This is a genomic window from Pseudomonas sp. KCJK9016 (assembly GCF_046231795.1).
Lineage (GTDB): Bacteria > Pseudomonadota > Gammaproteobacteria > Pseudomonadales > Pseudomonadaceae > Aquipseudomonas > Aquipseudomonas bananamidigenes.
This window is the reverse complement of the sequence record NZ_JBJJMM010000001.1, coordinates 42,476-66,030: the sequence shown is the minus strand read 5'-3', so window position 1 is coordinate 66,030 and position 23,555 is coordinate 42,476. Positions and strand designations below refer to the sequence as shown.

At 61.9% G+C, this 23,555-nt stretch carries 20 protein-coding genes; 8 read left to right on the top strand and 12 right to left on the bottom strand.

Annotated elements, in window-relative coordinates; all coding sequences use genetic code 11:
* Positions 1-86: 86 nt before the first annotated feature.
* The 7 genes from ACK6BI_RS00295 (at position 87) to ACK6BI_RS00265 (ending at position 5,345) form a co-directional block, all read left to right on the top strand.
* Entirely contained in the window at positions 87-569 is a 483-nt protein-coding gene (locus ACK6BI_RS00295) for a hypothetical protein (protein ID WP_409315745.1), read from the top strand.
* A complete protein-coding gene (locus tag ACK6BI_RS00290) occupies positions 566-1,762 on the top strand; it encodes a beta-ketoacyl-[acyl-carrier-protein] synthase family protein (RefSeq protein ID WP_409315545.1) in 1,197 nt (398 codons plus the stop codon). The genes ACK6BI_RS00295 and ACK6BI_RS00290 overlap by 4 nt, the downstream gene beginning before the upstream one ends.
* Positions 1,759-2,223 carry a hotdog family protein gene (locus ACK6BI_RS00285; RefSeq protein WP_409315544.1) on the top strand — a complete coding sequence of 155 codons (465 nt, stop codon included), beginning with the start codon at positions 1,759-1,761 and terminating at the stop codon, positions 2,221-2,223. The genes ACK6BI_RS00290 and ACK6BI_RS00285 overlap by 4 nt, the downstream gene beginning before the upstream one ends.
* Positions 2,216-2,944, top strand: a complete 729-nt coding sequence (gene fabG / locus ACK6BI_RS00280) for a 3-oxoacyl-ACP reductase FabG (RefSeq protein WP_409315543.1) — start codon at positions 2,216-2,218, stop codon at positions 2,942-2,944. Before ACK6BI_RS00285 ends, fabG begins: the two co-directional genes overlap by 8 nt.
* Positions 2,944-4,179, top strand: coding sequence for a beta-ketoacyl-ACP synthase (locus ACK6BI_RS00275; protein ID WP_409315542.1), 1,236 nt, complete (start codon positions 2,944-2,946; stop codon positions 4,177-4,179). Before fabG ends, ACK6BI_RS00275 begins: the two co-directional genes overlap by 1 nt.
* Positions 4,180-4,199: 20 nt before the next feature.
* A complete protein-coding gene (locus tag ACK6BI_RS00270) occupies positions 4,200-4,640 on the top strand; it encodes an excinuclease (RefSeq protein ID WP_409315541.1) in 441 nt (146 codons plus the stop codon).
* A 267-nt stretch (positions 4,641-4,907) separates the two neighbouring features.
* Positions 4,908-5,345 carry an excinuclease gene (locus ACK6BI_RS00265; RefSeq protein ID WP_409315540.1) on the top strand — a complete coding sequence of 146 codons (438 nt, stop codon included), beginning with the start codon at positions 4,908-4,910 and terminating at the stop codon, positions 5,343-5,345.
* On the opposite strand, the gene ACK6BI_RS00260 is transcribed toward ACK6BI_RS00265, so the two are convergent.
* Positions 5,346-6,242, bottom strand: a complete 897-nt coding sequence (locus ACK6BI_RS00260) for a LysR family transcriptional regulator (RefSeq protein ID WP_409315539.1) — start codon at positions 6,240-6,242, stop codon at positions 5,346-5,348.
* Positions 6,243-6,361: 119 nt separating this feature from the next.
* On the opposite strand from ACK6BI_RS00260, the gene ACK6BI_RS00255 reads away from it, so the two are divergent.
* On the top strand, positions 6,362-7,636 hold the full coding sequence (locus ACK6BI_RS00255; RefSeq protein WP_409315538.1) for an MFS transporter: 1,275 nt from the start codon (positions 6,362-6,364) through the stop codon (positions 7,634-7,636).
* 71 nt (positions 7,637-7,707) lie between these two features.
* Here the strand turns inward: ACK6BI_RS00255 and hemE are convergent, their stop codons facing one another.
* From hemE to ACK6BI_RS00200, 11 genes are all read right to left on the bottom strand, one after another.
* Positions 7,708-8,775, bottom strand: coding sequence for a uroporphyrinogen decarboxylase (gene hemE / locus ACK6BI_RS00250; RefSeq protein WP_409315537.1), 1,068 nt, complete (start codon positions 8,773-8,775; stop codon positions 7,708-7,710).
* A 253-nt stretch (positions 8,776-9,028) separates the two neighbouring features.
* A complete protein-coding gene (locus tag ACK6BI_RS00245; protein ID WP_007909438.1) occupies positions 9,029-10,447 on the bottom strand; it encodes an FAD-dependent oxidoreductase in 1,419 nt (472 codons plus the stop codon).
* Between the two features lie 33 nt (positions 10,448-10,480).
* Positions 10,481-14,926 (bottom strand): glutamate synthase large subunit, encoded by a 4,446-nt coding sequence (gene gltB / locus ACK6BI_RS00240; protein ID WP_409315536.1) that lies wholly within the window; start codon positions 14,924-14,926, stop codon positions 10,481-10,483.
* 349 nt (positions 14,927-15,275) lie between these two features.
* Complete coding sequence (locus ACK6BI_RS00235) at positions 15,276-16,874, bottom strand: AAA family ATPase (protein WP_409315535.1); 1,599 nt, start codon at positions 16,872-16,874, stop codon at positions 15,276-15,278.
* Between the two features lie 10 nt (positions 16,875-16,884).
* On the bottom strand, positions 16,885-17,985 hold the full coding sequence (gene aroB, locus ACK6BI_RS00230; RefSeq protein WP_409315534.1) for a 3-dehydroquinate synthase: 1,101 nt from the start codon (positions 17,983-17,985) through the stop codon (positions 16,885-16,887).
* A gap of 141 nt (positions 17,986-18,126) precedes the next feature.
* Positions 18,127-18,645, bottom strand: a complete 519-nt coding sequence (gene aroK, locus ACK6BI_RS00225) for a shikimate kinase AroK (protein WP_011332081.1) — start codon at positions 18,643-18,645, stop codon at positions 18,127-18,129.
* Positions 18,646-18,649: 4 nt separating this feature from the next.
* Entirely contained in the window at positions 18,650-20,728 is a 2,079-nt protein-coding gene (gene pilQ / locus ACK6BI_RS00220) for a type IV pilus secretin PilQ (RefSeq protein WP_409315533.1), read from the bottom strand.
* A 13-nt stretch (positions 20,729-20,741) separates the two neighbouring features.
* Complete coding sequence (locus ACK6BI_RS00215) at positions 20,742-21,266, bottom strand: pilus assembly protein PilP (RefSeq protein WP_409315532.1); 525 nt, start codon at positions 21,264-21,266, stop codon at positions 20,742-20,744.
* A complete protein-coding gene (gene pilO, locus ACK6BI_RS00210; protein WP_409315531.1) occupies positions 21,263-21,886 on the bottom strand; it encodes a type 4a pilus biogenesis protein PilO in 624 nt (207 codons plus the stop codon). Before pilO ends, ACK6BI_RS00215 begins: the two co-directional genes overlap by 4 nt.
* Complete coding sequence (locus ACK6BI_RS00205; protein ID WP_409315530.1) at positions 21,883-22,449, bottom strand: PilN domain-containing protein; 567 nt, start codon at positions 22,447-22,449, stop codon at positions 21,883-21,885. The genes pilO and ACK6BI_RS00205 overlap by 4 nt, the downstream gene beginning before the upstream one ends.
* Positions 22,449-23,513 (bottom strand): pilus assembly protein PilM, encoded by a 1,065-nt coding sequence (locus tag ACK6BI_RS00200; RefSeq protein ID WP_409315529.1) that lies wholly within the window; start codon positions 23,511-23,513, stop codon positions 22,449-22,451. Before ACK6BI_RS00200 ends, ACK6BI_RS00205 begins: the two co-directional genes overlap by 1 nt.
* Between the last annotated feature and the right edge of the window lie 42 nt (positions 23,514-23,555).

The following is a 23,555-nucleotide window of genomic DNA, read 5'->3' as shown; positions in this document are numbered from 1 at the left end:
CTGCTCGCGAAAGCGGTAGATCAGCTTGCATCGGTGCTGAATGTGCAGACGCCATCGCGAGCAGGCTCGCTCCCACATTGTCCGCATTGATACGACTTATTCTGCTGGCTTGCATCAGCCTGCTCGGTGCCTGCGCCAGCCAGGCGCCGCTGCCTGTGGATAACCCGACGCTGCCCTTGCCGCTGCAACTGCACATCGAGCGCCAGCAAGCCGGACAGCGTCAGGACTGGCTGCTGGTGATCCAGCGTGAAGGACCGGGTATCCGCTGGTCGATGATGGATCCATTGGGCATCCCCCAGGCCCGTCAGCAACTGATCGACGGACGCTGGCAGGCCGACGGCCTGTTGCCGCCCAATCCGGAAGCCCGGGAGTTGTTCGCCGCGCTGCTGTTCGCCCTGACGCCCGCCGGCGAGCTGTCACGCAATTACCCCACCGCGCAGCAGCGCGGCGGGCAACGCACCTTGCCGGCACACTGGGACATCCGATATTCACAACCGTCGAGCTTCGAATTGAATCTGCCCCAAGGCCCACACTATCGCGTGTCTCCCCTAGGTGAATCGACGCCATGACCGCCTACCTCAACGCCCTCGGCGTGATCTGCGCCCTGGGCCGTAACAAGCAAGAAGTCGCACGCCACCTGTTCGCCGGCGATTGCTCGGGCATGCGCCGCGAGTCTGGCTGGGTGCCGGAACGCGAGTTGCCGGTAGCCGCCGTGCGCGGTGATCTGGCGCCCATCCCGCCGCAAATGGCGGCGCACAAGAGCCGCAACAATCAGTTGCTGCTGGAAGCCGCGTTGCAGATTCGCGACGACATCGACGCTGCGATTCGGACTTATGGCGCGGACCGCATCGGCGTGGTGCTCGGTACCAGCACTTCGGGTATCGACGAGGCCAGCCAGGGTCTGGCGCATTACATTCGCAACCAACAGTTCCCGGCCGATTACGACTACCTGCAACAGGAACTCGGCGCCCCGGCGACCTTCCTCGCCGACTGGCTGCAACTGAGCGGCCCGGCCTACGTGATTTCCACGGCGTGCACGTCCAGCGCCCGGGCCTTGATGAGCGCCAGACGTCTGCTCGATCTGGGGTTGTGCGACGCGGTGCTGTGCGGCGGCGTCGACAGCCTGTGCAAACTGACGCTCAATGGTTTTTCGTCGCTGGAAGCGGTCTCCGGCGAGCGCTGCAATCCGTTTTCCGCCAACCGCAACGGCATCAACATCGGCGAGGCAGCGGTGCTGTTCGTGATGAGCAAACAGCGCGACGACGGCCCGGCCATTGCCCTGCTGGGCGCCGGTGCCAGCTCCGATGCACACCATATTTCCGCACCGGAACCGTCCGGTCGGGGCGCGTTGCAGGCCATGCAACAGGCGCTGGATCGCGCCCGACTGCAAGCTTCACAAATCAGTTACCTGAACCTGCACGGCACCGCCACCCAGCACAACGACGCCATGGAGAGTCTGGCCGTTTCCACCCTGTTCCCGCAGGGCGTGGCGTGCTCCTCGACCAAGCCGATGACCGGCCACACCCTCGGCGCGGCCGGTGCACTGGAAGCCGCGTTCTGCTGGCTGAGCCTGAGCGCCGACAACCCCGATCACGCCTTGCCGCCACATGTCTGGGACGGCCAGGCCGATCCGGACATACCCGCGCTGAAATGGGTGACCGCGAGCGAACGCCTGGCGTCCATTGCACCCCGCTATCTGATGAGCAATTCGTTTGCCTTCGGTGGCAATAACGTCAGCCTGATTATCGGAGACGCCCCATGACTGACTGGCCGCTCGCCGAATTGCTGCCCCACGCTGGCGACATGATTCTGATCGACCGGATCCTCAGCTTCGACGACGAGCAGATCCACACCACCCTGACGGTCAGACCCGGTGGCCTGTTCAGCCTGCCCGACGGCAGCCTGCCGGCGTGGGTCGGCGTCGAGCTGATGGCCCAGAGTGTCGCTGCGTTCGCCGGCTGCCATGCAAGGCAGAAAGGCAACGCAGTGGAGTTGGGTTTTCTGCTCGGCACTCGCAAATTCGAATGCAATGTCGAGGCGTTTCCGGTCGGCAGCGAGCTGACCGTTCACGGCATCCGCTCGCTGGAAGACGACAACGGCATGGGCGTGTTCGAATGCCACATCACGGCGCCCGGCATTGAAGCCAGTGCCCGGCTGAACGTGTTCCGCCCACCGCACGCAGCGCAATATCTTGAACAATTGAAGGAGTCGAAGGATGACTGAATTCGTACTGGTCACCGGCTCCAGCCGTGGCATCGGCCGCGCCATCGCATTGCGCCTGGCCCAGGCCGGCCACGATATCGTCCTGCATTGCCGCAGCGGCGTGGCCGAAGCGCAAGCGGTGAAAGCCGAAATCGAAGCCCTGGGCCGCCATGCGCGCATCCTGCAATTCGACGTGGCCGACCGCGAAACCTGCAAAGCCATCCTCGAAGCCGACGTCGAAACTCACGGCGCCTATTACGGCGTGGTGCTGAACGCCGGGCTGACCCGCGACGGTGCGTTTCCGGCCCTGAGCGACGACGATTGGGACGTGGTATTGCGCACCAACCTCGACGGTTTCTACAACGTCCTGCATCCGGTGATGATGCCGATGATCCGTCGCCGCGCCGCCGGTCGCATTGTTTGCATCACCTCGGTTTCGGGGCTGATCGGCAACCGTGGCCAGGTCAACTACAGCGCTTCCAAGGCCGGTGTGATTGGCGCTGCGAAGGCATTGGCGATCGAACTGGCCAAGCGCAAAATCACGGTGAACTGTGTCGCGCCGGGCCTGATCGACACGGCCATGCTCGATGAGAACGTGCCGGTGGAAGAACTGATGAAGATGATCCCGGCACAACGCATGGGCACCCCGGAAGAAGTGGCCGGTGCGGTGAATTTCCTGATGTCGGCTGAAGCGTCGTACATCACCCGCCAGGTCCTGGCGGTCAACGGAGGCTTGTGCTGATGAAGCGTGTTGTCGTCACCGGCATGGCCGGCATCACCTCGCTGGGCAGCGACTGGGACACTATCGCCGGCAACTTCGCGGCCAACCGCAGCGGCATCCGCCGGATGGACGAGTGGGATCGTTTCAGCGAGCTCAACACCCGACTGGCCGGGCCGATCGATGATTTTCTGGTGCCGGCGCACTGGACCCGCAAGCAACTGCGTAGTATGGGCCGGGTATCACGGCTGGCCGTCGGCGCAGCAGAAAAAGCACTGGCCGATGCCGGCCTGCTCGACGACGAGTCGATCAAGGACGGGCGCATGGGCGTTGCCTGCGGCTCGTCCACCGGCAGCACCGACGAGATCAAGGCATTCGGCAACATGCTGCTCAACTCGGTGGCCGAAGGCCTGAACGCCAACTCCTACGTGCGGATGATGCCGCACACCACGGCGGCGAACATCAGCATCTTCTTCGGCCTCACCGGCCGCCTGATCCCGACCTCCAGCGCCTGCACCAGCGGCAGCCAGGGCATCGGTTACGCCTACGAGGCGATCAAATTCGGTCGCCTGCCGCTGATGCTTGCCGGCGGTGCCGAAGAGCTGTGCCCGACCGAGGCCATGGTGTTCGACGCGCTGTACGCCACCAGCCTGAAGAACGATGCGCCGCACACCTCGCCACGTCCTTATGACAAGGGCCGTGACGGCCTGGTGATCGGTGAAGGCGGTGGCATGCTGGTGCTCGAAGAGCTCGAACATGCCCTCGCCCGTGGCGCGCGCATCCACGCCGAAATCGTCGGCTTCGGCAGCAATGCCGACGGCCAGCACACCACCCGTCCGGAACAGATCACGATGCGCCGGGCCATGGAGCTGGCGCTGGAAGACGCGGGGCTCCCGCCAGACGCCATCGGTTACGTGAACGGCCACGGCACGGCCACCGAGCAGGGTGACATCGCCGAAACCCTGGCCACCAGCAGCCTGTTCGGCGAACACATGCCGATCAGCTCGCAGAAGAGCTTCCTCGGCCACACTTTGGGCGCCTGCGGTGCGCTGGAATCCTGGTTCAGCATCGAAATGCTCAACCGCGACCTGTACGTGCACACGCTCAACCTCGACGAAGTCGATCCGCACTGCGGCCAGCTCGACTACCTGCGCGGCGAGTTTCGCCAGATGCATCACGAGTATGTGATGAACAACAACTTCGCGTTCGGCGGGGTCAACACCTCGCTGATCTTCCGCCGCTGGACACAACCGAATTAACCCAGGTCAAGGAGACCTCCATGCGTTTCAAGCAACTCGCCGTCACTCTGCTCATCTGTGCCTTGCCGACCGTCAGCCAGGCCCGTGACACGGCGGTGTACCTGCCCTTCGACAAGGCCGTCGCCGAAGCGACCCGTACCGGCAAGATCGACGGCAGCGTGAAGTTCTATCTGGCGGGCAACGCTCCTGCCGGCAAAGTCACTGTCGTCAGCCCGGGTGCGGTGACCAACAAGAAAACCAACGCCTTCAACAAGTCCGACCAGGCAGCCTGCGAGTGGGTCGTGCAATCGGCCATCATCAGCCTGCACCAGGCGGCGAAAAACGCCGGCGCCAACGCCGTGACCAACATCGTCAGCTTCTACAAGAGCAACGAGCGCAAGGATGCGAAAAACTACGAATGCCATGCGGGCGCGATCATGGCCGGTGTTGCGTTGAAGGGTGATCTGGCGACGGTTCAGTAACCGCCGGAAACGACAAAGGGCGCCTTTCGGCGCCCTTTCACAAACAGGTTGGCTTGTCATCGCCTGTCACCTGCCTGGCTCTGCGATGGCTGGTTGCCCAGGATCCTCAGAGTCTCACAAGCCCCTTTCGGGAACGCCGGCCTTCCGCTGCACCTCTGCATGGACCATCTACACTCGCTCAAACAGGCCATCGCACAGCGCCTGCCGGAACGGCGAGCCCGGTCGGTCGAGCACTCGCAGTTCTCTTTCACCGTCAAGGAGATGACTATGCAAGCGAAAGCCCTGATCGCCGCCGCCCTTATCAGCCTGCTCCCCAGCACCAGCCACGCCACAAACCTGATGTACATGCCGTTCGAAACCGTACTGTCGGATGCAATTCGCGCCGGACGGCTGGATGGCAGTGTGAAGTTCTACCTGATCGGCAATGGCCCGCAGGGGACTCAGCGGATATTGCAGCGCGGCGTGGTCAGCGATCTGAAGACCAACGGCTTCAACAAGAGCGATCACGACTCCTGCGAGTGGGTGTTGCAGTCGAATCTGATTGCGCTGCAGGCACAGGCCAAGCGCGTCGGGGCCAATGCGGTGACCAATATTGTCAGCTACTACGACCAGCATGTGCGCAAGGATCTGAACACGTACGAATGCCGGGCCGGGGTGTTTGTGACGCGGGTGGCGTTGAAGGGCGATCTGGTGCGGCTGCCCTGATCAACCGGCTTCGACCTTGCGCGTCAGCAACTCGACAAAGGCCTTGGCCATCGGCGATTTCTGATCCTTGCGCTGTACCAGCCACACCGCCGTTACTGCTTCAGGATCCAGTAACGGTCGATAAACCACACCGTCGATGCGCATCCGCTGATAGGACGCCGGCAGTACCGACACCCCCAGTCCCGCCGCTACCAGACCGATGATGGTCATTGCCTCCCCCGCCTCCTGGGCGAAGTGCGGGCTGAACCCGGCATCGCGGGCCAGACTGATCAGTTGCGAATACAGACCGCTGCCGTAACTGCGCGGGAAGAACACGAACGGCTCCAGCGCCAGCGCCGAGAGATACAAGCCTTCTTCGCTGCCTTGGGCCAGCGGGTGTTTGGAACCGAGCACCGCCACCAGAGGCTCGCGCATCAGCTCGACCACACTCAGCGAATCCGGCAGGCCGAGCGGGCGCATGATGCCGACCTCGATCGACTCGTCCACCAGTGCATCAGCCACCATGGTGCTGCTCATCTCCCGCAGGTTCAGGTGCACGGCGGGGAAGCGTTGGCGGAAGGAGAATATCGCCTGGGGAATGGTCGAGCTGAACGGCGCCGAGGAGGTAAAGCCGATCTTCAGCTCCCCCAGTTCACCGAGTTGAGCGCGGCGAGCCACATCCGCCGCCTTATCGACTTGCGCGAGGGCCAGCCGCGCCTCTTCCAGAAACAGCCGCCCAGCCTCACTGAGCTCGACCCGACGATTGGTACGTTCGAAAAGCCGGGCGCCGACTTCCTGTTCCAGTGCCTGAATCTGCTGGCTCAGCGGTGGCTGGGAGATGCCCAGCACCTGTGCGGCGCGGCCAAAGTGCAGTTCTTCGGCGACGGCGATGAAGTAGCGCAAGTGACGCAATTCCATGAACACCCCATTAAGTCGTAAAAGCTATCAAACAGGTCGAACAATATATTGGATAGAAACATTAGCCAGCTATATGATTTTTTCATTGCTTGCCTGCCCGCGTCCCCCCGAGGTCTGATGTGAAAACCGCCGTCGCTCCACTGGCCCATGAAGTCCCGCCCGCTGCGGCGGATGATGTGATGACCGAACTGCAAGAGATCTACATCGAGAAAGGCACGCCCGCGTTCATGCGCACGGTGCTGGCGCTGTTCAGCGGTGGCTTCGCGACGTTCGCCCTGCTGTACTGCGTGCAGCCGATGATGCCGCTGCTGTCTCAGGAGTATTCGATAAACGCAGCGCAAAGCAGCCTGATCCTGTCGGTGGCCACCGGCATGCTGGCCTTCGGTCTGCTGATCACCGGACCGATTTCCGATCGGGTCGGGCGCAAACCGGTGATGGTCGCCGCGCTGTTTGCCGCAGCCCTGTGCACCATCGCCAGTTCGATGATGCCGAGCTGGCACGGCGTGCTGATCATGCGTGCGCTGATCGGGTTGTCGCTGAGCGGGCTGGCGGCGGTCGCGATGACGTACCTGAGCGAGGAAATCCATCCGCAGCACATCGGTCTGGCGATGGGCCTGTACATCGGCGGCAACGCGATTGGCGGGATGAGCGGGCGATTGATTACCGGTGTACTGATCGATTTCGTCAGCTGGCACACGGCGATGATGGTGATCGGCGGTCTGGCGTTGATCGCGGCGGCGGTGTTCTGGAAGATCCTGCCGGAGTCGCGCAACTTCCGCTCCCGCTCGCTGCATCCGCGCAGCCTGCTCGACGGCTTTACCATGCACTTTCGCGATGCCGGCCTGCCGCTGCTGTTCCTTGAGGCGTTCGTGCTGATGGGCGCGTTCGTCACGTTGTTCAACTACATCGGCTACCGCCTGCTGGCCGAGCCGTATCACCTGGACCAGGTGTTTGTGGGGCTGCTTTCGGTGGTCTATCTGTCGGGCATCTACAGCTCGGCGAAAATCGGTTCACTGGCCGACAAACTGGGCCGCCGCAAAGTGCTGTGGGCGATCATCGCCCTGATGTTCGCCGGCCTCGCCCTGACGATGTTCACACCGCTGCCATTGGTGATCGTCGGCATGCTGATCTTCACCTTCGGCTTCTTCGGCGCCCACTCGGTGGCCAGCAGCTGGATCGGTCGCCGGGCGCTCAAGGCCAAGGGCCAGGCCTCGTCGCTTTACCTGTTCAGCTATTACGCCGGGTCGAGCATCGCCGGGACGGCGGGCGGGGTGTTCTGGCACCTGGCCGGGTGGAACGGGATCGGGCTGTTCATCGGTACGCTGTTGCTGGTCGCCCTGTTGGTGGCACTGAAACTCGCGAAGTTGCCGCCGCTGAGTGGTGTCAAAGCCTGATTCACGCCCAATAAAAAACGCCCGGCATAAGCCGGGCGTTTTTGTTTTCCAACATTGGAGCAGGGCAAAGATCACTCGTGATATTGCGCCGACAACTCGTGCACCGCTCGCAGGAACGCGCCAGCGTGTTCCGGGTCGACTTCCGGCGTGATGCCATGGCCGAGGTTGAACACATGGCCGCTGCCCTTGCCGTAGCTGGCGAGGATGCGGCCCACTTCAGTACGGATCGCTTCGGGCTTGGCGTAGAGCACGGTAGGGTCCATGTTGCCTTGCAAGGCAACCTTGTCACCGACGCGGGCGCGGGCGTTGCCGATGTCGCAGGTCCAGTCCAGACCCAGTGCATCGGCGCCAGCGTCGGCGATGCTTTCCAGCCACAGACCGCCGTTCTTGGTGAACAGGATCACCGGCACCTTGCGACCGTCGTGCTCGCGGATCAGGCCGCTGACGATTTTCTTCATGTAGGCCAGGGAGAATTCCTGATACGCCGCCGCCGACAGGTTGCCGCCCCAGGTATCGAAGATCTGCACCGCTTGCGCGCCGGCCTGGATCTGGCCGTTCAGGTACGCAGTCACCGACTGCGCCAGCTTGTCCAGCAGCAAGTGCATGGCTTGCGGGTTGTCGTAGAGCATCGCCTTGGTCTTGCGGAAGTCTTTCGACGAGCCGCCTTCGACCATGTAGGTAGCCAGTGTCCACGGGCTGCCGGAGAAACCGATCAGCGGCACACGACCGTTCAGTTCGCGGCGGATGGTACTGACCGCGTCCATCACGTAGCCGAGGTCTTTTTGCGGATCCGGGATCGGCAGGGCCTCGATGTCGGCCAGGGTGCTGACGACTTTCTTGAAGCGCGGACCTTCACCGGTCTCGAAGTACAGGCCCTGGCCCATGGCATCGGGGATGGTGAGGATGTCGGAGAACAGGATCGCCGCGTCCAGTTGCGGGTAGCGGTCCAGCGGTTGCAGCGTGACTTCGCAGGCAAATTCCGGATTCATGCACAGGCTCATGAAATCACCGGCCTGGGCGCGGCTGGCGCGGTATTCCGGCAGGTAGCGGCCGGCCTGGCGCATCATCCACACCGGGGTGACGTCTACGGGTTGCTTGAGCAGGGCGCGGAGGAAACGGTCGTTCTTCAGGGCAGTCATGTCGGCATCCGGAAAAAAAGTGCGGGCATTTTCTCAGAGCGCGACGCAAAAGGCACGGATGCAGGTCAGCCTTTTGTCTATCGGGTCAATTTGTCGCGATAAATACGGGGCATCAGCAACAGCGAGAAACAACTGTGGGAGCGAGCTTGCTCGCGAATAGGCCTGTACATCCAACATTGAAGTTGACTAACAGGCCGCTTTCGCGAGCAAGCTCGCTCCCACAGAGTTATTGCTTTTGGCTCAGGATCCGGGCTTAGACGCCCAGGTAATCCAGGATCCCTTCCGCCGCATTGCGGCCTTCGAAGATCGCCGTCACCACCAGGTCGGAACCGCGCACCATGTCGCCACCGGCGAAGATTTTCGGGTTGCTGGTCTGGTGCTTGTACTGACCTTGCTCAGGCGCAACGACGCGACCCTGGCTGTCGGTCTGGATCTCGAACTGTTCGAACCACGGCGCCGGGCTCGGGCGAAAACCGAACGCGATGACCACGGCGTCGGCCGGGATGATCTCTTCGGAGCCCGGAATCGGCTCGGGGCTGCGACGGCCACGGGCGTCCGGTTCGCCGAGACGGGTCTCGACCACTTTCACGCCTTCGACCTTGTCTTCGCCGACGATGGCGATCGGCTGGCGGTTGTAGAGGAATTTCACGCCCTCTTCCTTGGCGTTCTTCACCTCTTTGCGCGAGCCGGGCATGTTCGCTTCGTCACGACGATAGGCGCAGGTCACCGACTTGGCGCCCTGGCGGATCGACGTGCGGTTGCAGTCCATCGCCGTGTCCCCGCCCCCCAGCACCACGACCTTCTTGCCTTTCATGTCGACGAAATCTTCCGGCGACTTTTCAAAGCCCAGGTTGCGGTTGACGTTGGCGATCAGGAAGTCCAGCGCGTCATACACGCCTGGCAGATCCTCACCGGCAAAACCGCCCTTCATGTAGGTGTAGGTGCCCATGCCCATGAACACCGCATCGTATTCGGCGAGCAGTTGCTCCATGGTCACGTCCTTGCCGACCTCGGTGTTGAGGCGGAACTCGATGCCCATGCCGGTGAACACTTCGCGGCGATTGCTCAGCACGGTCTTTTCGAGCTTGAACTCGGGGATGCCGAACGTCAGCAGACCGCCGATTTCCGGGTTCTTGTCGAACACCACAGGGGTCACGCCGCCGCGCACCAGCACGTCGGCACAACCGAGGCCCGCCGGGCCTGCACCGATGATCGCGACACGCTTGCCGGTCGGTTTGACCTTGGACATGTCCGGGCGCCAGCCCATGGCGAACGCGGTGTCGGTGATGTACTTCTCGACCGAACCGATGGTCACTGCGCCGAAGCCGTCGTTGAGGGTGCACGCACCCTCGCACAGACGATCCTGCGGGCAGACCCGGCCGCAGACTTCCGGCAGGGTGTTGGTCTGGTGCGACAGTTCGGCGGCCTGGAGGATGTTGCCCTCGGCCACCAGCTTCAGCCAGTTCGGAATGAAGTTGTGCACCGGGCACTTCCATTCGCAATACGGGTTGCCGCAACCCAGGCAGCGGTGGGCCTGGTCGGCCGACTGCTGGGGTTTGAACGGTTCGTAGATTTCCACGAACTCTTTCTTGCGTTGACGCAACAGTTTCTTCTTCGGATCCTTGCGCCCGACATCGATGAACTGGAAGTCGTTATTCAGACGTTCAGCCATTGTTAAAACCTCATCAAACTCTTCAGGCGCATATCACTGCGGGTTGGCACGGGTGCTGGAAAGCAACGACTTCAGGTTGGCAGCCTTCGGCTTGACCAGCCAGAAACGACGCAGGTAGTCATCGAGGTTCTCGGCGAGTTCACGCCCCCACTCGCTGTCGGTTTCCGCGACGTACTCGTTCAGCACGTTCTGCAGGTGGCTGCGATAGGCTTCCATCGCCTCGCCGCTGATCCGCTGGATTTCCACCAGTTCGTGGTTGACCCGGTCAACGAAGGTGTTGTCCTGGTCGAGCACGTAGGCGAAACCGCCGGTCATGCCAGAGCCGAAGTTGTAACCAGTCTTGCCCAGTACGCAGACGAAACCACCGGTCATGTACTCGCAGCAGTGATCGCCAGTGCCTTCCACGACCGTGTGGGCACCGGAGTTGCGCACGGCAAAACGCTCGCCTGCGGTGCCGGCGGCGAACAGCTTGCCGCCCGTGGCGCCGTAAAGGCAGGTGTTGCCGATGATGGCGCTGTTCTGAGTCTGATAAACGCTGCCTTTAGGCGGCACGATGACCAGTTTGCCGCCGGTCATGCCCTTGCCGACGTAGTCGTTGGCGTCGCCTTCCAGGTACATGTTCAGGCCACCGGCGTTCCACACGCCGAAGCTCTGGCCCGCCGTGCCCTTGAAGCGGAAGGTGATCGGCGCGTTGGCCATCCCCTGGTTGCCATGTTTGCGGGCGATTTCGCCGGAAATCCGCGCACCAATCGAACGGTCGCAGTTGCAGATGTCCAGGTCGAACTCGGCGCCGCTCAGATCGTTGATTGCCGACGATGCCATCTCGACCATCTTCTCGGCCAACAGGCCTTGGTCGAACGGCGGGTTGCGCTCGACGCCGCAGAACTGCGGCTTGTCTGCCGGGATGTGATCGCTGCCCAGCAGCGGGGTCAGATCCAGGTGATGTTGCTTGGCGGTCTGGCCTTCGATCACTTCCAGCAGATCGGTACGACCGATCAGCTCTTCGAGGGAACGCACGCCCAGCCTGGCAAGCCACTCACGGGTTTCCTCGGCGACGTAGGTGAAGAAGTTCACCACCATGTCGACGGTGCCGATGTAGTGATCCTTGCGCAGCTTCTCGTTCTGGGTCGCAACACCGGTGGCGCAGTTGTTGAGGTGGCAGATGCGCAGGTATTTGCAGCCCAGCGCGATCATCGGTGCGGTACCGAAGCCGAAGCTCTCTGCACCGAGGATCGCCGCCTTGATCACGTCGAGGCCGGTTTTCAGGCCGCCGTCGGTCTGCACCCGGACCTTGCCGCGCAGGTCGTTGCCGCGCAGGGTCTGGTGGGTTTCGGCCAGGCCGAGTTCCCACGGTGCACCGGCGTATTTGATCGAGGTCAGTGGCGAAGCACCGGTGCCACCGTCGTAGCCGGAGATGGTGATCAAGTCCGCATAGGCCTTGGCCACACCGGCAGCGATGGTGCCGACGCCCGCTTCAGCCACGAGTTTCACCGAAACCAGCGCCTGCGGGTTGACCTGTTTCAGGTCGAAGATCAGCTGCGACAGGTCCTCGATGGAGTAGATATCGTGATGTGGCGGCGGCGAAATCAGGGTCACGCCCGGCACTGCGTAACGCAGCCTGGCGATCAGGCCGTTCACCTTGCCACCCGGCAACTGCCCGCCCTCGCCCGGCTTGGCGCCCTGAGCGACCTTGATCTGCAGCACCTCGGCATTGACCAGATACTCCGGGGTCACCCCGAAGCGGCCGGTCGCGACCTGTTTGATTTTCGAACTCTTGAGGGTGCCGTAACGCGCCGGGTCCTCGCCACCTTCGCCGGAGTTGGAACGCGCCCCGAGGCGGTTCATGGCTTCGGCCAGGGCTTCGTGTGCTTCCGGCGACAGGGCACCCAACGAGATACCGGCGGAATCGAAGCGCTTGAGCACCGATTCCAGCGGTTCGACTTCGCTGATGTCCAGCGGCTTGTCGAGGGTCTTGACCTTGAGCAGATCGCGGATCATCGACACCGGACGGTTGTCCACCAGCGAGGTGTATTCCTTGAACTTGGCGTAGTCGCCCTGCTGCACGGCGGCTTGCAGGGTGTTGACCACATCCGGGTTGTACGCGTGGTATTCGCCACCGTGGACGAACTTCAGCAGACCGCCTTGCTGGATCGGCTTGCGCGGGCTCCAGGCTTCGATAGCCAGTGCTTTCTGCTCGGCTTCGATGTCGACGAAACGCGCCCCCTTGATGCGGCTCGGCACGCCTTTGAAACTCAGGTTGCAGACTTCTTCGGACAGACCGATCGCTTCGAACAGCTGAGCACCGCGATAGGACGCGATGGTCGAGATGCCCATCTTCGACAGGATCTTCAGCAGACCCTTGGTGATGCCTTTGCGGTAGTTCTTGAACACCTCGTAGAGGTCGCCCAGCACTTCACCGGTACGGATCAGATCGCCCAGCACTTCGTAGGCCAGGAACGGATAGACCGCCGAGGCACCGAAACCGATCAGCACGGCGAAGTGGTGCGGATCGCGTGCAGTGGCGGTTTCCACCAGGATGTTGGAGTCGCACCGCAGACCTTTTTCGGTCAGACGGTGATGCACCGCGCCGGTAGCCAGGGAAGCATGGATCGGCAGTTTGCCCGGCGCGATATGGCGGTCGCTCAGGACGATCTGGGTACGACCGGCACGCACGGCTTCTTCAGCCTGATCGGCGACATTGCGGATAGCCGCTTCGAGACCGACGCTTTCGTCGTAGTTGAGGTCGATGATCTGCCGCTCGAAGCCCGGGCGGTCGAGGTTCATCAGCGAGCGCCACTTGGCCGGCGAGATCACTGGCGAGCTGAGGATCACGCGCGAAGCGTGCTCCGGCGATTCCTGGAAGATGTTGCGCTCGGCACCGAGGCAGATTTCCAGCGACATCACGATCGCTTCACGCAGCGGGTCGATCGGCGGGTTGGTGACCTGCGCGAACTGCTGACGGAAATAGTCGTACGGCGTGCGCACGCGCTGGGACAGCACGGCCATCGGCGTGTCGTCGCCCATCGAGCCAACGGCTTCGTAGCCTTGCTCGCCAAGCGGACGCAGTACCTGGTCGCGCTCCTCGAACGTGACCTGATACATCTTCATGTATTGCTTGAGCTGATCGACGTCGTAGAAAGCCGAACCGTGATCGTTGTCTTCCATGGTCGCCTGGATGCGCAGGGCATTCTTGCGCAGCCATTGCTTGTACGGATGACGGGATTTCAGACGGTTGTCGATCGCGTCGGTGTCGAGGATCTGACCGGTTTCGGTGTCCACGGCGAGGATCTGGCCAGGACCGACACGTCCCTTGGCGATCACGTCCTGCGGCTGGTAGTTCCAGACGCCGATTTCCGAGGCGACGGTGATGAAACCGTTGGTGGTGGTGACCCAGCGCGCCGGGCGCAGACCGTTACGGTCGAGCAGGCACACCGCGTAGCGACCATCGGTCATCACCACGCCGGCCGGACCGTCCCACGGCTCCATGTGCATCGAGTTGTACTCGTAGAACGCACGCAGATCCGGGTCCATGGTTTCGACGTTCTGCCACGCCGGCGGAATGATCATCCGCACGCCACGGAACAGGTCGATGCCGCCGGTGACCATCAGCTCCAGCATGTTGTCCATGCTCGAGGAGTCGGAACCGACACGATTGACCAGCGGGCCGAGCTCCTCCAGATCCATCAGATCGTTGGTGAACTTGGTGCGACGGGCCTGGGCCCAGTTGCGGTTGCCGGTGATGGTGTTGATCTCGCCGTTGTGGGCGAGGAAGCGGAATGGCTGGGCCAGCGGCCATTTCGGCAGGGTGTTGGTGGAGAAGCGCTGGTGGAACACGCAGATCGCGGTTTGCAGGCGCTCGTCACCCAGGTCCGGATAAAACGCGGCCAGGTCGGCCGGCATCATCAGGCCTTTATAGATGATGGTCTTGTGGGAAAAGCTGCAGATGTAGTGGTCGGTATCAGCGGCGTTGGCCACCGACGAACGACGACGGGCACTGAACAGCTTGACCGCCATGTCCTGATCGCTCAGGCCTTCGCCGCCGATGTACACCTGCTCGATCTGCGGCAGGCGCTCAAGGGCGAGACGACCGAGGACGCTGGTGTCGATCGGCACTTTGCGCCAACCGATCAGCTGCAGGCCTTCAGCGAGGATCTCGCGGTTCATGTTCTCGCGAGCGGCTTCGGCCTTGGCAGGATCCTGGTTGAAGAAGACCATGCCCACGGCATATTGCCTGGGCAGCTCGACGCTGAAGGCTTCCTGGGCAATGGCACGCAGGAAGGCGTCGGGTTTTTGAATCAGCAGACCGCAACCGTCACCGGTCTTGCCGTCGGCATTAATCCCACCGCGGTGGGTCATGCAGGTCAGGGCCTCGATGGCCGTTTGCAATAGGGTATGACTGGGTTCGCCCTGCATATGGGCTATCAGGCCGAAACCGCAGTTATCCTTGAATTCATCTGGTTGGTACAGACCTGCTTTCATAGACACTTTCTCACCAGGCTGCCTCTTTTCGAGGCAAATTTCTTTTCAATTCAACCACTTGCATCTCGCGCCGAACGTACGCCGGCTTTGCGGGGGCAAAAGGGTGGTCATTGTACACAGCGACACAGACGCTCACAAATTTGACGACGAAATGTCGCAAATCCATGTCGCATTTGTGAAAGGTTTAAAGCGATCTGCTGTGCTAGTCAAAACTTTTTTAATTCTGACCGCAACGACTCAAAGACTACTGTGACGCAGACACCACAAGGCACGCGACCTGAAAGGAAGCGCGCACTTGTAGAAATTTTGAGGTGCTTGGAGAGGCGGCCTGGGTAAGGCCGCCGAATCTTCAGCGAGTTGTTGCCAGTTCCTGTTGGACGCTGGCGACAGTGCGAGGCCAAGGTTTACCAGCCTGAACCTTCGCTGGCAAGGCCTTGATGGCAGAAACGGCCGCATCACGGTTGGCAAAGCTGCCATAGGTGATCACGTAAAGCGGCTTGCCGTTGAGGACTTTCTTGAAGTAGCGGTACTCGCCGCCCTGCTCCTTGACGAAGCTTTGCGCTGCCGCTTCGGAGCTGGTGCCGAGGATCTGTACCACGTAGTTGCCCGGGGCTTGACCTGCGTACCAGCTGCCACCGGCGGCCTTGGCGACAGTAACCGGCTTCTCGGCGGCTTTCTCGACCGGTTTGGCCGCAGCCACAGGCTTGGCAGGCGCCGGGGCTGGCTTGGCGACTGGCGCAGCCGGAGCAGGCGCTGGCTTGGCCGTGGCAACCTGGGTCGGTGCCGGCGTCGGCTTGGCCGCAGGGACCGGAACCGGTGTTGGCGCAGGGCCGGCAGGCACACCGGCTGGTGGCGCGGTAGTGGTTACGGTCGGCGGCGTATTGCTCGAACCTTCCAGCGGCACGCCATCGTCACCCTCGGTAATCCCGCCCGCCGCTTCGGCCAATGGCTTGCGCATCACCGGTTGCGAATTGCCGACCAGCGGCAACGGCATCGGCTGGGTGTTACCGGCGAACTCCACGTTCGGCGCACCGCCCTGTCCCAGCGGCAGCTGAGCCTGTTCATTGGCCGGCGCCCCGGCGGTCGGCGCCTTGTTGCGACCGGGCATCAGCCAGGCGGCAGCGACCGCCACCACGACGACGGCGGAAATCGCCAATACGTGTTTCTTCGGCATGTTGAACCCCATACTTGGACGCTTCACCGCAGAGCGGCTGGCAATCATGACTTCGATCAGTGCATCGCGGGCGACCTGGTTGATGTTGCCGGGCCAGCCCTCGGAGCTTTCGTGAATATCAGAGATCTGATCCGCGGTGAAAAGTTCGACACCCCGACCGGCGCCTTCCAGCCGCTGATCGAGGTATTCGCGGGTTTCCTCTTCGGTGTACGGCTGCAATTCGATGACGTGAAAGCGCTCTTCCTCAAGGTGCAGCGCCTCAAGTTGAGCTATCAGCGACGATTCGCCGAACAGGAACACATGCGGGCGACCTTCCGGCGCGCCGGCGCCCAGCGCCATCAGGGCTTCGAGCGCAGACTCGTCGAGCTGCTCGGCGTCATCCACCAGCAGATAGACTTCCTGGCCGGTCAGCGCCAGCTGTACGACCTGATCGAGAATCGCCCCGACCTCGGCCTGGGCAACGTCCAGTCCCTGGGCGACCTGACGCAGCACACCGGCCGCATCGCCGGCGCCACGGGCGGAGACGACGACACTTTGAACCGACTGTTTGTTGGTACTGGCCACCAGTGCCTGGCGCAACAGCGTCTTGCCGCTGCCCTGAGGGCCGGTGACCACCAGCAGCAACTGGCTGTAACGCGCCAGATGATGCAGTTGCCCCAGCACGGGTTTGCGCTGGGCCGGAAAAAACTTGAAGCCCGGGACCCGTGGAGCGAAAGGGTCGTGACTTAACTGAAAATGGCCGAGAAACGCCTCGTCGGCATGCAAACTAGTCATCGGAATCTTATTAACCTTTAAGCTGAGCCAGAGCGCGGTAGTCCGCTCCCAGCGTGGCCTGTAGAACCTCTTTCGGATAATCGTCGGTCACCACCGCTTCGCCCATCCGGCGCAGCAGCACCAGGCGCAAACGACCGTCGATCACTTTTTTATCAATTGCCATGTGTTCGAGAAAATCGGCCTCGGTCATTTCTTCCGGCGGAATGACCGGCAGGCCGGCCCGCTGGAACAGACGAATGCCACGATCACGCTCCTGCTCGCTGATCCAGCCGAGACGCGCTGACATGTCCAGCGCCATTACGGTGCCAGCAGCGACCGCTTCACCGTGCAACCAGACACCATAGCCCATGTGGGTCTCGATGGCGTGGCCGAAGGTGTGGCCGAGATTGAGCGTGGCGCGCACACCGGTTTCCTTTTCATCGGCACCGACCACCGCAGCCTTGGCAGCGCAGGAGCGCTCGATGGCATACGTCAGGGCTTTCTGGTCCAGCGCACGCAGGGCGTCGATGTTGTCTTCGAGCCAGCTCAGGAACGGTTCGTCGCAGATCAGACCGTACTTGATGACCTCGGCAAGGCCCGCCGACAATTCTCGCTCTGGCAGGGTTTTCAGGGATGCCGTATCGATCAACACCACGTTCGGCTGGTAGAAGGCGCCGACCATGTTCTTGCCCAGCGGATGGTTGATCCCGGTCTTGCCGCCCACCGACGAATCGACCTGGGACAGCAGCGTGGTAGGAATCTGGATGAAATCGACACCGCGCTGGTAGCAGGCGGCCGCAAATCCGGCCATGTCACCGATCACACCGCCCCCCAGGGCGATCACTGTGGTGCGACGATCATGACGAGCGGTCAGCAGACCGTCGAAGATCAATTGCAGGGTTTCCCAGTTCTTGAAGGCTTCGCCGTCAGGCAGTACCACGGAAATCACCGAGTACTGCGCCAGGCTGCGGGTCAGACGCTCGAGATAGAGCGGCGCAACGGTCTCGTTGGAGATGATTGCCACTTGCCGCCCGTGGATGTGCGGAGCCAGCAGTTCAGGCTGATCCAACAGGCCTTCGCCAATATGAATCGGGTAGCTGCGCTCGCCTAGATCGACCTTGAGTGTCTGCATGTGTCCCCACAGTGAAGATGGAAGCAGGCGTCCTGCCTTGAATTATCGGATGTCCCCGGTCTTGAGGGTGTGACGCCGCTTGCGTGCGATCCGCCACAACCCTCGACAGGACGCCGAGGATAGCGCATTTCCGGCGAGGCTTTAACGGGGCGGAAGCTGTGCCAGGCGGTCAAGAATGTCGAGTACCACCATGCGCGGTGGCCGCTCGTCGGTTTCCACCACCAGATCGGCGATTTCCCGATAGAGCGGATCACGGATCGCCAGCAGATCGCGCAGCGTCTTTTCGGGATTGGCCGTGCGCAACAGCGGGCGGTTGCGATCGCGGGAGGTGCGACCGACCTGCTGCTCGACGGAGGCATGCAGGTATACCACCCGCCCGCCTTCGTGCAGCGCCTTGCGGTTGGCATCGCGCATCACCGCGCCGCCGCCGGTTGCCAGCACAACACCGTCAAACGCGCACAGCTCGGCAATCATCGCCTGTTCTCGATCACGAAAACCGGGCTCGCCTTCCTTGTCGAAGATCCACGGAATATTGGCGCCCGTACGCAGTTCAATTTCCTTGTCGGAATCCTTGAACGGCAGGCGCAGCTCTTTGGCCAGTAATCGGCCGATGGTGCTTTTCCCAGCGCCCATCGGTCCTACAAGAATCAAATTTCGCACAGAATCAACGACTCACAGCAATCGCCTGGTTATTCATGATACGCGGAGTGAGGAATACCAGCAGCTCGGATTTTTTCTCCGAAACCACATCACGCCGGAAAAGGCGGCCAAGATACGGCACATCGCCAAGAAATGGCACCTTATCTACGACCTTGCTTTGAGTATTTGAGAAAACCCCGCCAATCACGATGGTCTCGCCGTCGTTCACCAGCACCTTGGCATTGACCTCGTTTTTCTTGATCGGCGGCACATCCTGCACCTTGTTCAGGTAATCCGGCTCGTCCTTGGTGACCTTCACCTCCATGATGATGCGGTTGTCCGGCGTGATCTGCGGCGTGACTTCCAGCGACAGCGAGGCCTCCTTGAAGGACACCGACGTGGCGCCACTGGAGCTGGCCTCCTGATACGGGATCTCGGTGCCCTTGAGGATCTTCGCTGTCTCCTTGTCGGAGGTGACCACCTTGGGCTGCGAGACGATTTCACCGTTGCCGGTCTTCTCCATCGCCGTCAGCTCGAGATCCAGCAGGACGTTGTCGGTGATGAAGGCGATGCCGATCCCGGAGGTGTTGTTGACCGTGCCCATGTCGACGAACGGCGAGTTGGTACTGGTGCTGCCCGGTGTACCGATGGTGGTCGACGAACCATTGCTCACCCCGGAAGTGTTCCAGTTGCCCTTGTTCTGGATCGAACCGCCCCAGCGCACGCCCAGGCTCTTGTCATAATCGACGTTGGCCTCGACGATCCGCGCCTCGATCATCACCTGGCGCACCGGAATGTCCAGCTGCGCCACGATCCGCCGCAGCTCGTCCAGGCGATCCTGGGTCTGATAGGCAATGATGTTGTTGGTGCGCTCATCGACGGTGATCGAGCCCCGCTCGTCGACATTGGCCTCGGCGCTGGTGACCGACTGGAACAGTTTGGCAATGTCCGCTGCCTTGGCGTAGTTCACCTGCAGCAGTTCACGACGCAGTGGCGCCAGCTCGGCGATCTGCTTCTGCGACTCCAGCTCCTGCCGTTCGCGAGCGGCAATTTCATCTGCCGGTGCCACAAGCAACACATTGCCCACCTTGCGCTTGTCCAGTCCTTTGGTCTTGAGCACCAGATCCAGCGCCTGATCCCACGGCACGTTTTGCAGGCGCAAGGTGATCCCGCCCTGAACCGTGTCGCTGGCCACCAGGTTGAGGTTGGTGAAGTCCGCGATCAGCTGCAGCACCGAACGCACGTCGATGTCCTGAAAGTTGAGGGACAGTTTCTCACCACTGTAGTTGTTGCGGTCGGCGTTGCGTTTTTGCAGATCGTCGATGGTCAGTGGCCGGATACTCACGGTCAGCTTGTTGTCGGTCTGGTAGGTGGAATAGTCGAACGTGCCGCCAGGCTCGACGGTAATGATCGCCCGATCCCCGCTGACGGCGGCGTTGACGAACTGCACCGGGGTGGCGAAATCCTTGACGTCGAGACGCACCCGCAACGGTTCCGGCAACTGGGTACGGGCAAAGTTGAGAATGATCTTGCCGTCATGCTCCTGGATGTCCGGCGCGATGGCCGGATCGGACAGGTCGATGACGACGTTGCCCTCGCCTGCAGTACCGCGCTGGAAGTCCACACCACGGATGGCCCTGGCGACTGGCGCGTAAGCCCGCGCCGGCGCCGCGACCGGCGTGGCACGCGGCGTCTTCGCGGCGGGTCGCGGCGCAGTGGCCCTGGCACCTTGTCCGACCACCACGAACAGCGTGTTGCCCTCGACCCGGGCGTCATAGGGTGCCAGTTGCGTCAGATTGATGATCAATCGGGTACGGTCGTTGGCCTCGACCACCGTGGCGGAGCGCGCGTTGCCGCTGCCAAGGTCGCGGGTCTTGCTCGCAAGCTGGCTGGCCACTCCCGGCAGGTCAAGGGCGATCCGCGCCGGCGAGTCGGTGGTGTAACCCTTGGGTTGCGGCGGCGGGCCGTCGAACGACAGCTTCAACTCGACGCGATCCCCCGGCAACGCCGCCACGTCCAGCATCTTCAGGTTGGCCGCTTCAACCATCGGCGACAACAGCGCTATCCATAGCGAAAAACCGAGGGTGGAGAAAATCCTGTTCATTGTTCGACTTCCACTATGAGTGCTCTTTCAAAGGAATGGTGCGCGGCCGCTCCAGCCAGGCGCCTTCGCCATCGGGAACGATCTCGATCACATCGACCTGGGAGGCGCTGATGGCGACGATCCGCCCCTCGTTGCGCCCCAGGTAATCGCCGACTTTCAGCCGATGCACCCCGCCCGCACCGCGCAACAGCGCATAGAAGCCGGAGGCATTGGCAATCGTGCCGACCATCTCGAACTGCTCGATGTTGAAACCTTCGAGGTATTGCCTGACCCGGTTCGGATCGGGTTTGACGTTACGTGAACCGTGCTGCTGCCCGGCCAGATCGACCCGAACCTGACGCGAGAACGGACTGCGCAGATTTGCTGCGCTGTAGGTGAACGTCGGGTAGGAACGAAAGGTCGGTGTCGGCTCGATCTTGCCTGGCGGCCGCAGGCGCACCTCATTCATATAGGCATCGAGATCGCTGAAGTCACTGTCGCCGCAACCGCACAAGCCCAGGGTCAATGTCGACAATAGAAGGAATCGGATCGGGCTCATTTCTGCAGCCCCTTGTCGTTGTAGCGGTAAGTCTTGGCGAGGATGCTCATGCGCAGCTTCGTCCCGCCCTCAGGGTTGGCCGGCGCCAGTTCGAAATCATGCAGGGTCACGATCCGCGGCAGACCCGCCACACCGCTGACGAAGGTGGCGAGGTCATGGTAGGCCCCGGTAACGGTGATCTGGATCGGCAGCTCGATGTAGAACTGCTGCGTCACCTCGGGCAACAGTTTGATCTCTTCGAATTCAAGACCGCTGCCCAGTCCGGTGCGGGTGATATCCTCCAGCAACCCGGGCACTTCGGTATCGCTGGGCAATTGTCGCAGCAGCACACCGAACGAGTTCTCCATCTCGCGCATCTGCTGCGTGTAAAGCTCCAGGTTGGCCGCCATGCGCGCCTTGCTGGCGAACTGTTCCTTGAGCGTGACTTCTTCCGTACGTTTGGTTTCGAGCCCGCTTTCCATGTCACTGATGAAGAAGTTGTAACCCAGCGCCAGCACCAGAATCATCAGCAGCGCCCCGGCAAGGCCTTTCACTTCCGGCGGCCACGAGCCGATGTTGCTGGTGTCCAGATCGTTGAAATCGATATTGCGCAGGCTGGCCAGCCATTCGGACGGTTTCATGGCTCGTCCTCCAGGTTCTTCGGCCGGGTCTGATGAACTGTCAACTGGAAAACGTTGGCCTGATCCAGCTGCCCTGCCGTGGTCGCCTTGACTTCATTCAGGGTCGGCGCATCGAACCAGTCGGACGCTTCAAGGTTGCGCATCAGGTCCGATACCCGATTGTTCGATTCCGCCGCACCACTGATCGACAGGGTCTTGCCGACCATTTTCACGCTGGTGAAATACACACCGTCAGGCAGGGTACGCGCCAGTTGATCGAAAATCCGCCCGCTGACCTGCCGGTTACCCTGCAGGTCCTGGATGATGCGCATGCGTTCCACCAGTTGCTGACGACGCGCCTTCAGTTCGCTGATCTGCTTGATCCGCTCATCGATCACAGCGATCTGTTTGCCGAGGTAGTCGTTACGAGCCTGTTGATGCTCGATGGCCATACTGAACACCTGCGCAGCAATGAAAAGAGCACCGATCGAGCCGACCACCACCCCGGTCAGGGCCAGCAGAAAGCGTTTGCGCCGTTCTTCGCGGCGCTCCTCGCGCCAGGGGAGAAGGTTGATCCGCGCCATCAGTCGAAACTCCTGAGCGCGAGCCCGCAGGCAATCATCAGGGCCGGCGCGTCACTGGCCAGTGCCCCGGCGTTGACCTTGCTGCTCAAGGCCATGTCGGAAAACGGATTGGCAACCTGGGTCGGCGTGCCCAGGCGCTCTTCGATCAAGCGGTCCAGACCAGGCACCGAAGCCGTGCCGCCGGCCAGCATTATGTGATCGACCGCGTTGTACTGACCGGAAGCGAAGAAGAATTGCAGGGAGCGCGAAACCTGCTGCACCAGCGCCTCGCGAAATGGCTGCAGGACTTCGCTGACGTAATCGTCCGGCAGGCCGCCCTGCTTCTTGGCCAGCCCGGCCTGCTCGAGGGTCAGGCCATATCGACGCTGGATCTCCTCGGTCAGCTGGCGACCGCCGAAGAGTTGTTCGCGGGTATAGATGATCCGCCCGTTATGCAGGACGCTGAGGGTGGTCATGGTGGCGCCGATGTCGACCACCGCGACGGTGAGGCGCTCCTGCGAGGTTGCCAGGTGCGTGGCCAGCAGGCCGAACGAGCGCTCCAGCGCATAAGCCTCGACGTCCACCACCCTCGCAGTCAGACCCGCCAGGGCCAGGGCCGCCTCACGGACCTCGACGTTTTCCTTGCGACAGGCGGCCAGCAGCACATTGACCCGCTCGGGGTTGCGCGGCGAAACGCCCTGGACTTCGAAATCGATGGCCACTTCGTCCAGCGGATAGGGAATGTACTGGTCGGCCTCGATCCTGAGCTGGTTTTCCAGCTCGTCCTCGGACAGGCCGGCATCCATCTCGATGACCTTGGTGATCACCGCAGAGCCGGCCACCGCCACTGCCACGGATTTCAGCCCGGTGCGCGCCTTGATCAGCACCCGGGACAGGGCATGCCCGACGCCCTCGAGCTCGGCGATGTTCTTCTCGACCACGGCATTGGCCGGCAACGGCTCCACCGCGTACGCCTCGACTCGGTAGCGCTCGCCCTGGCGACTGAGCTCCAGCAACTTCACCGAAGTGGAGCTGATATCGATCCCCAGCAACGTATTGGTCTTTTTATTGAAGAGTCCTAGCACTACCAATTCCCTATGACTTTCCGTGAGTTACGGACTCTGTAA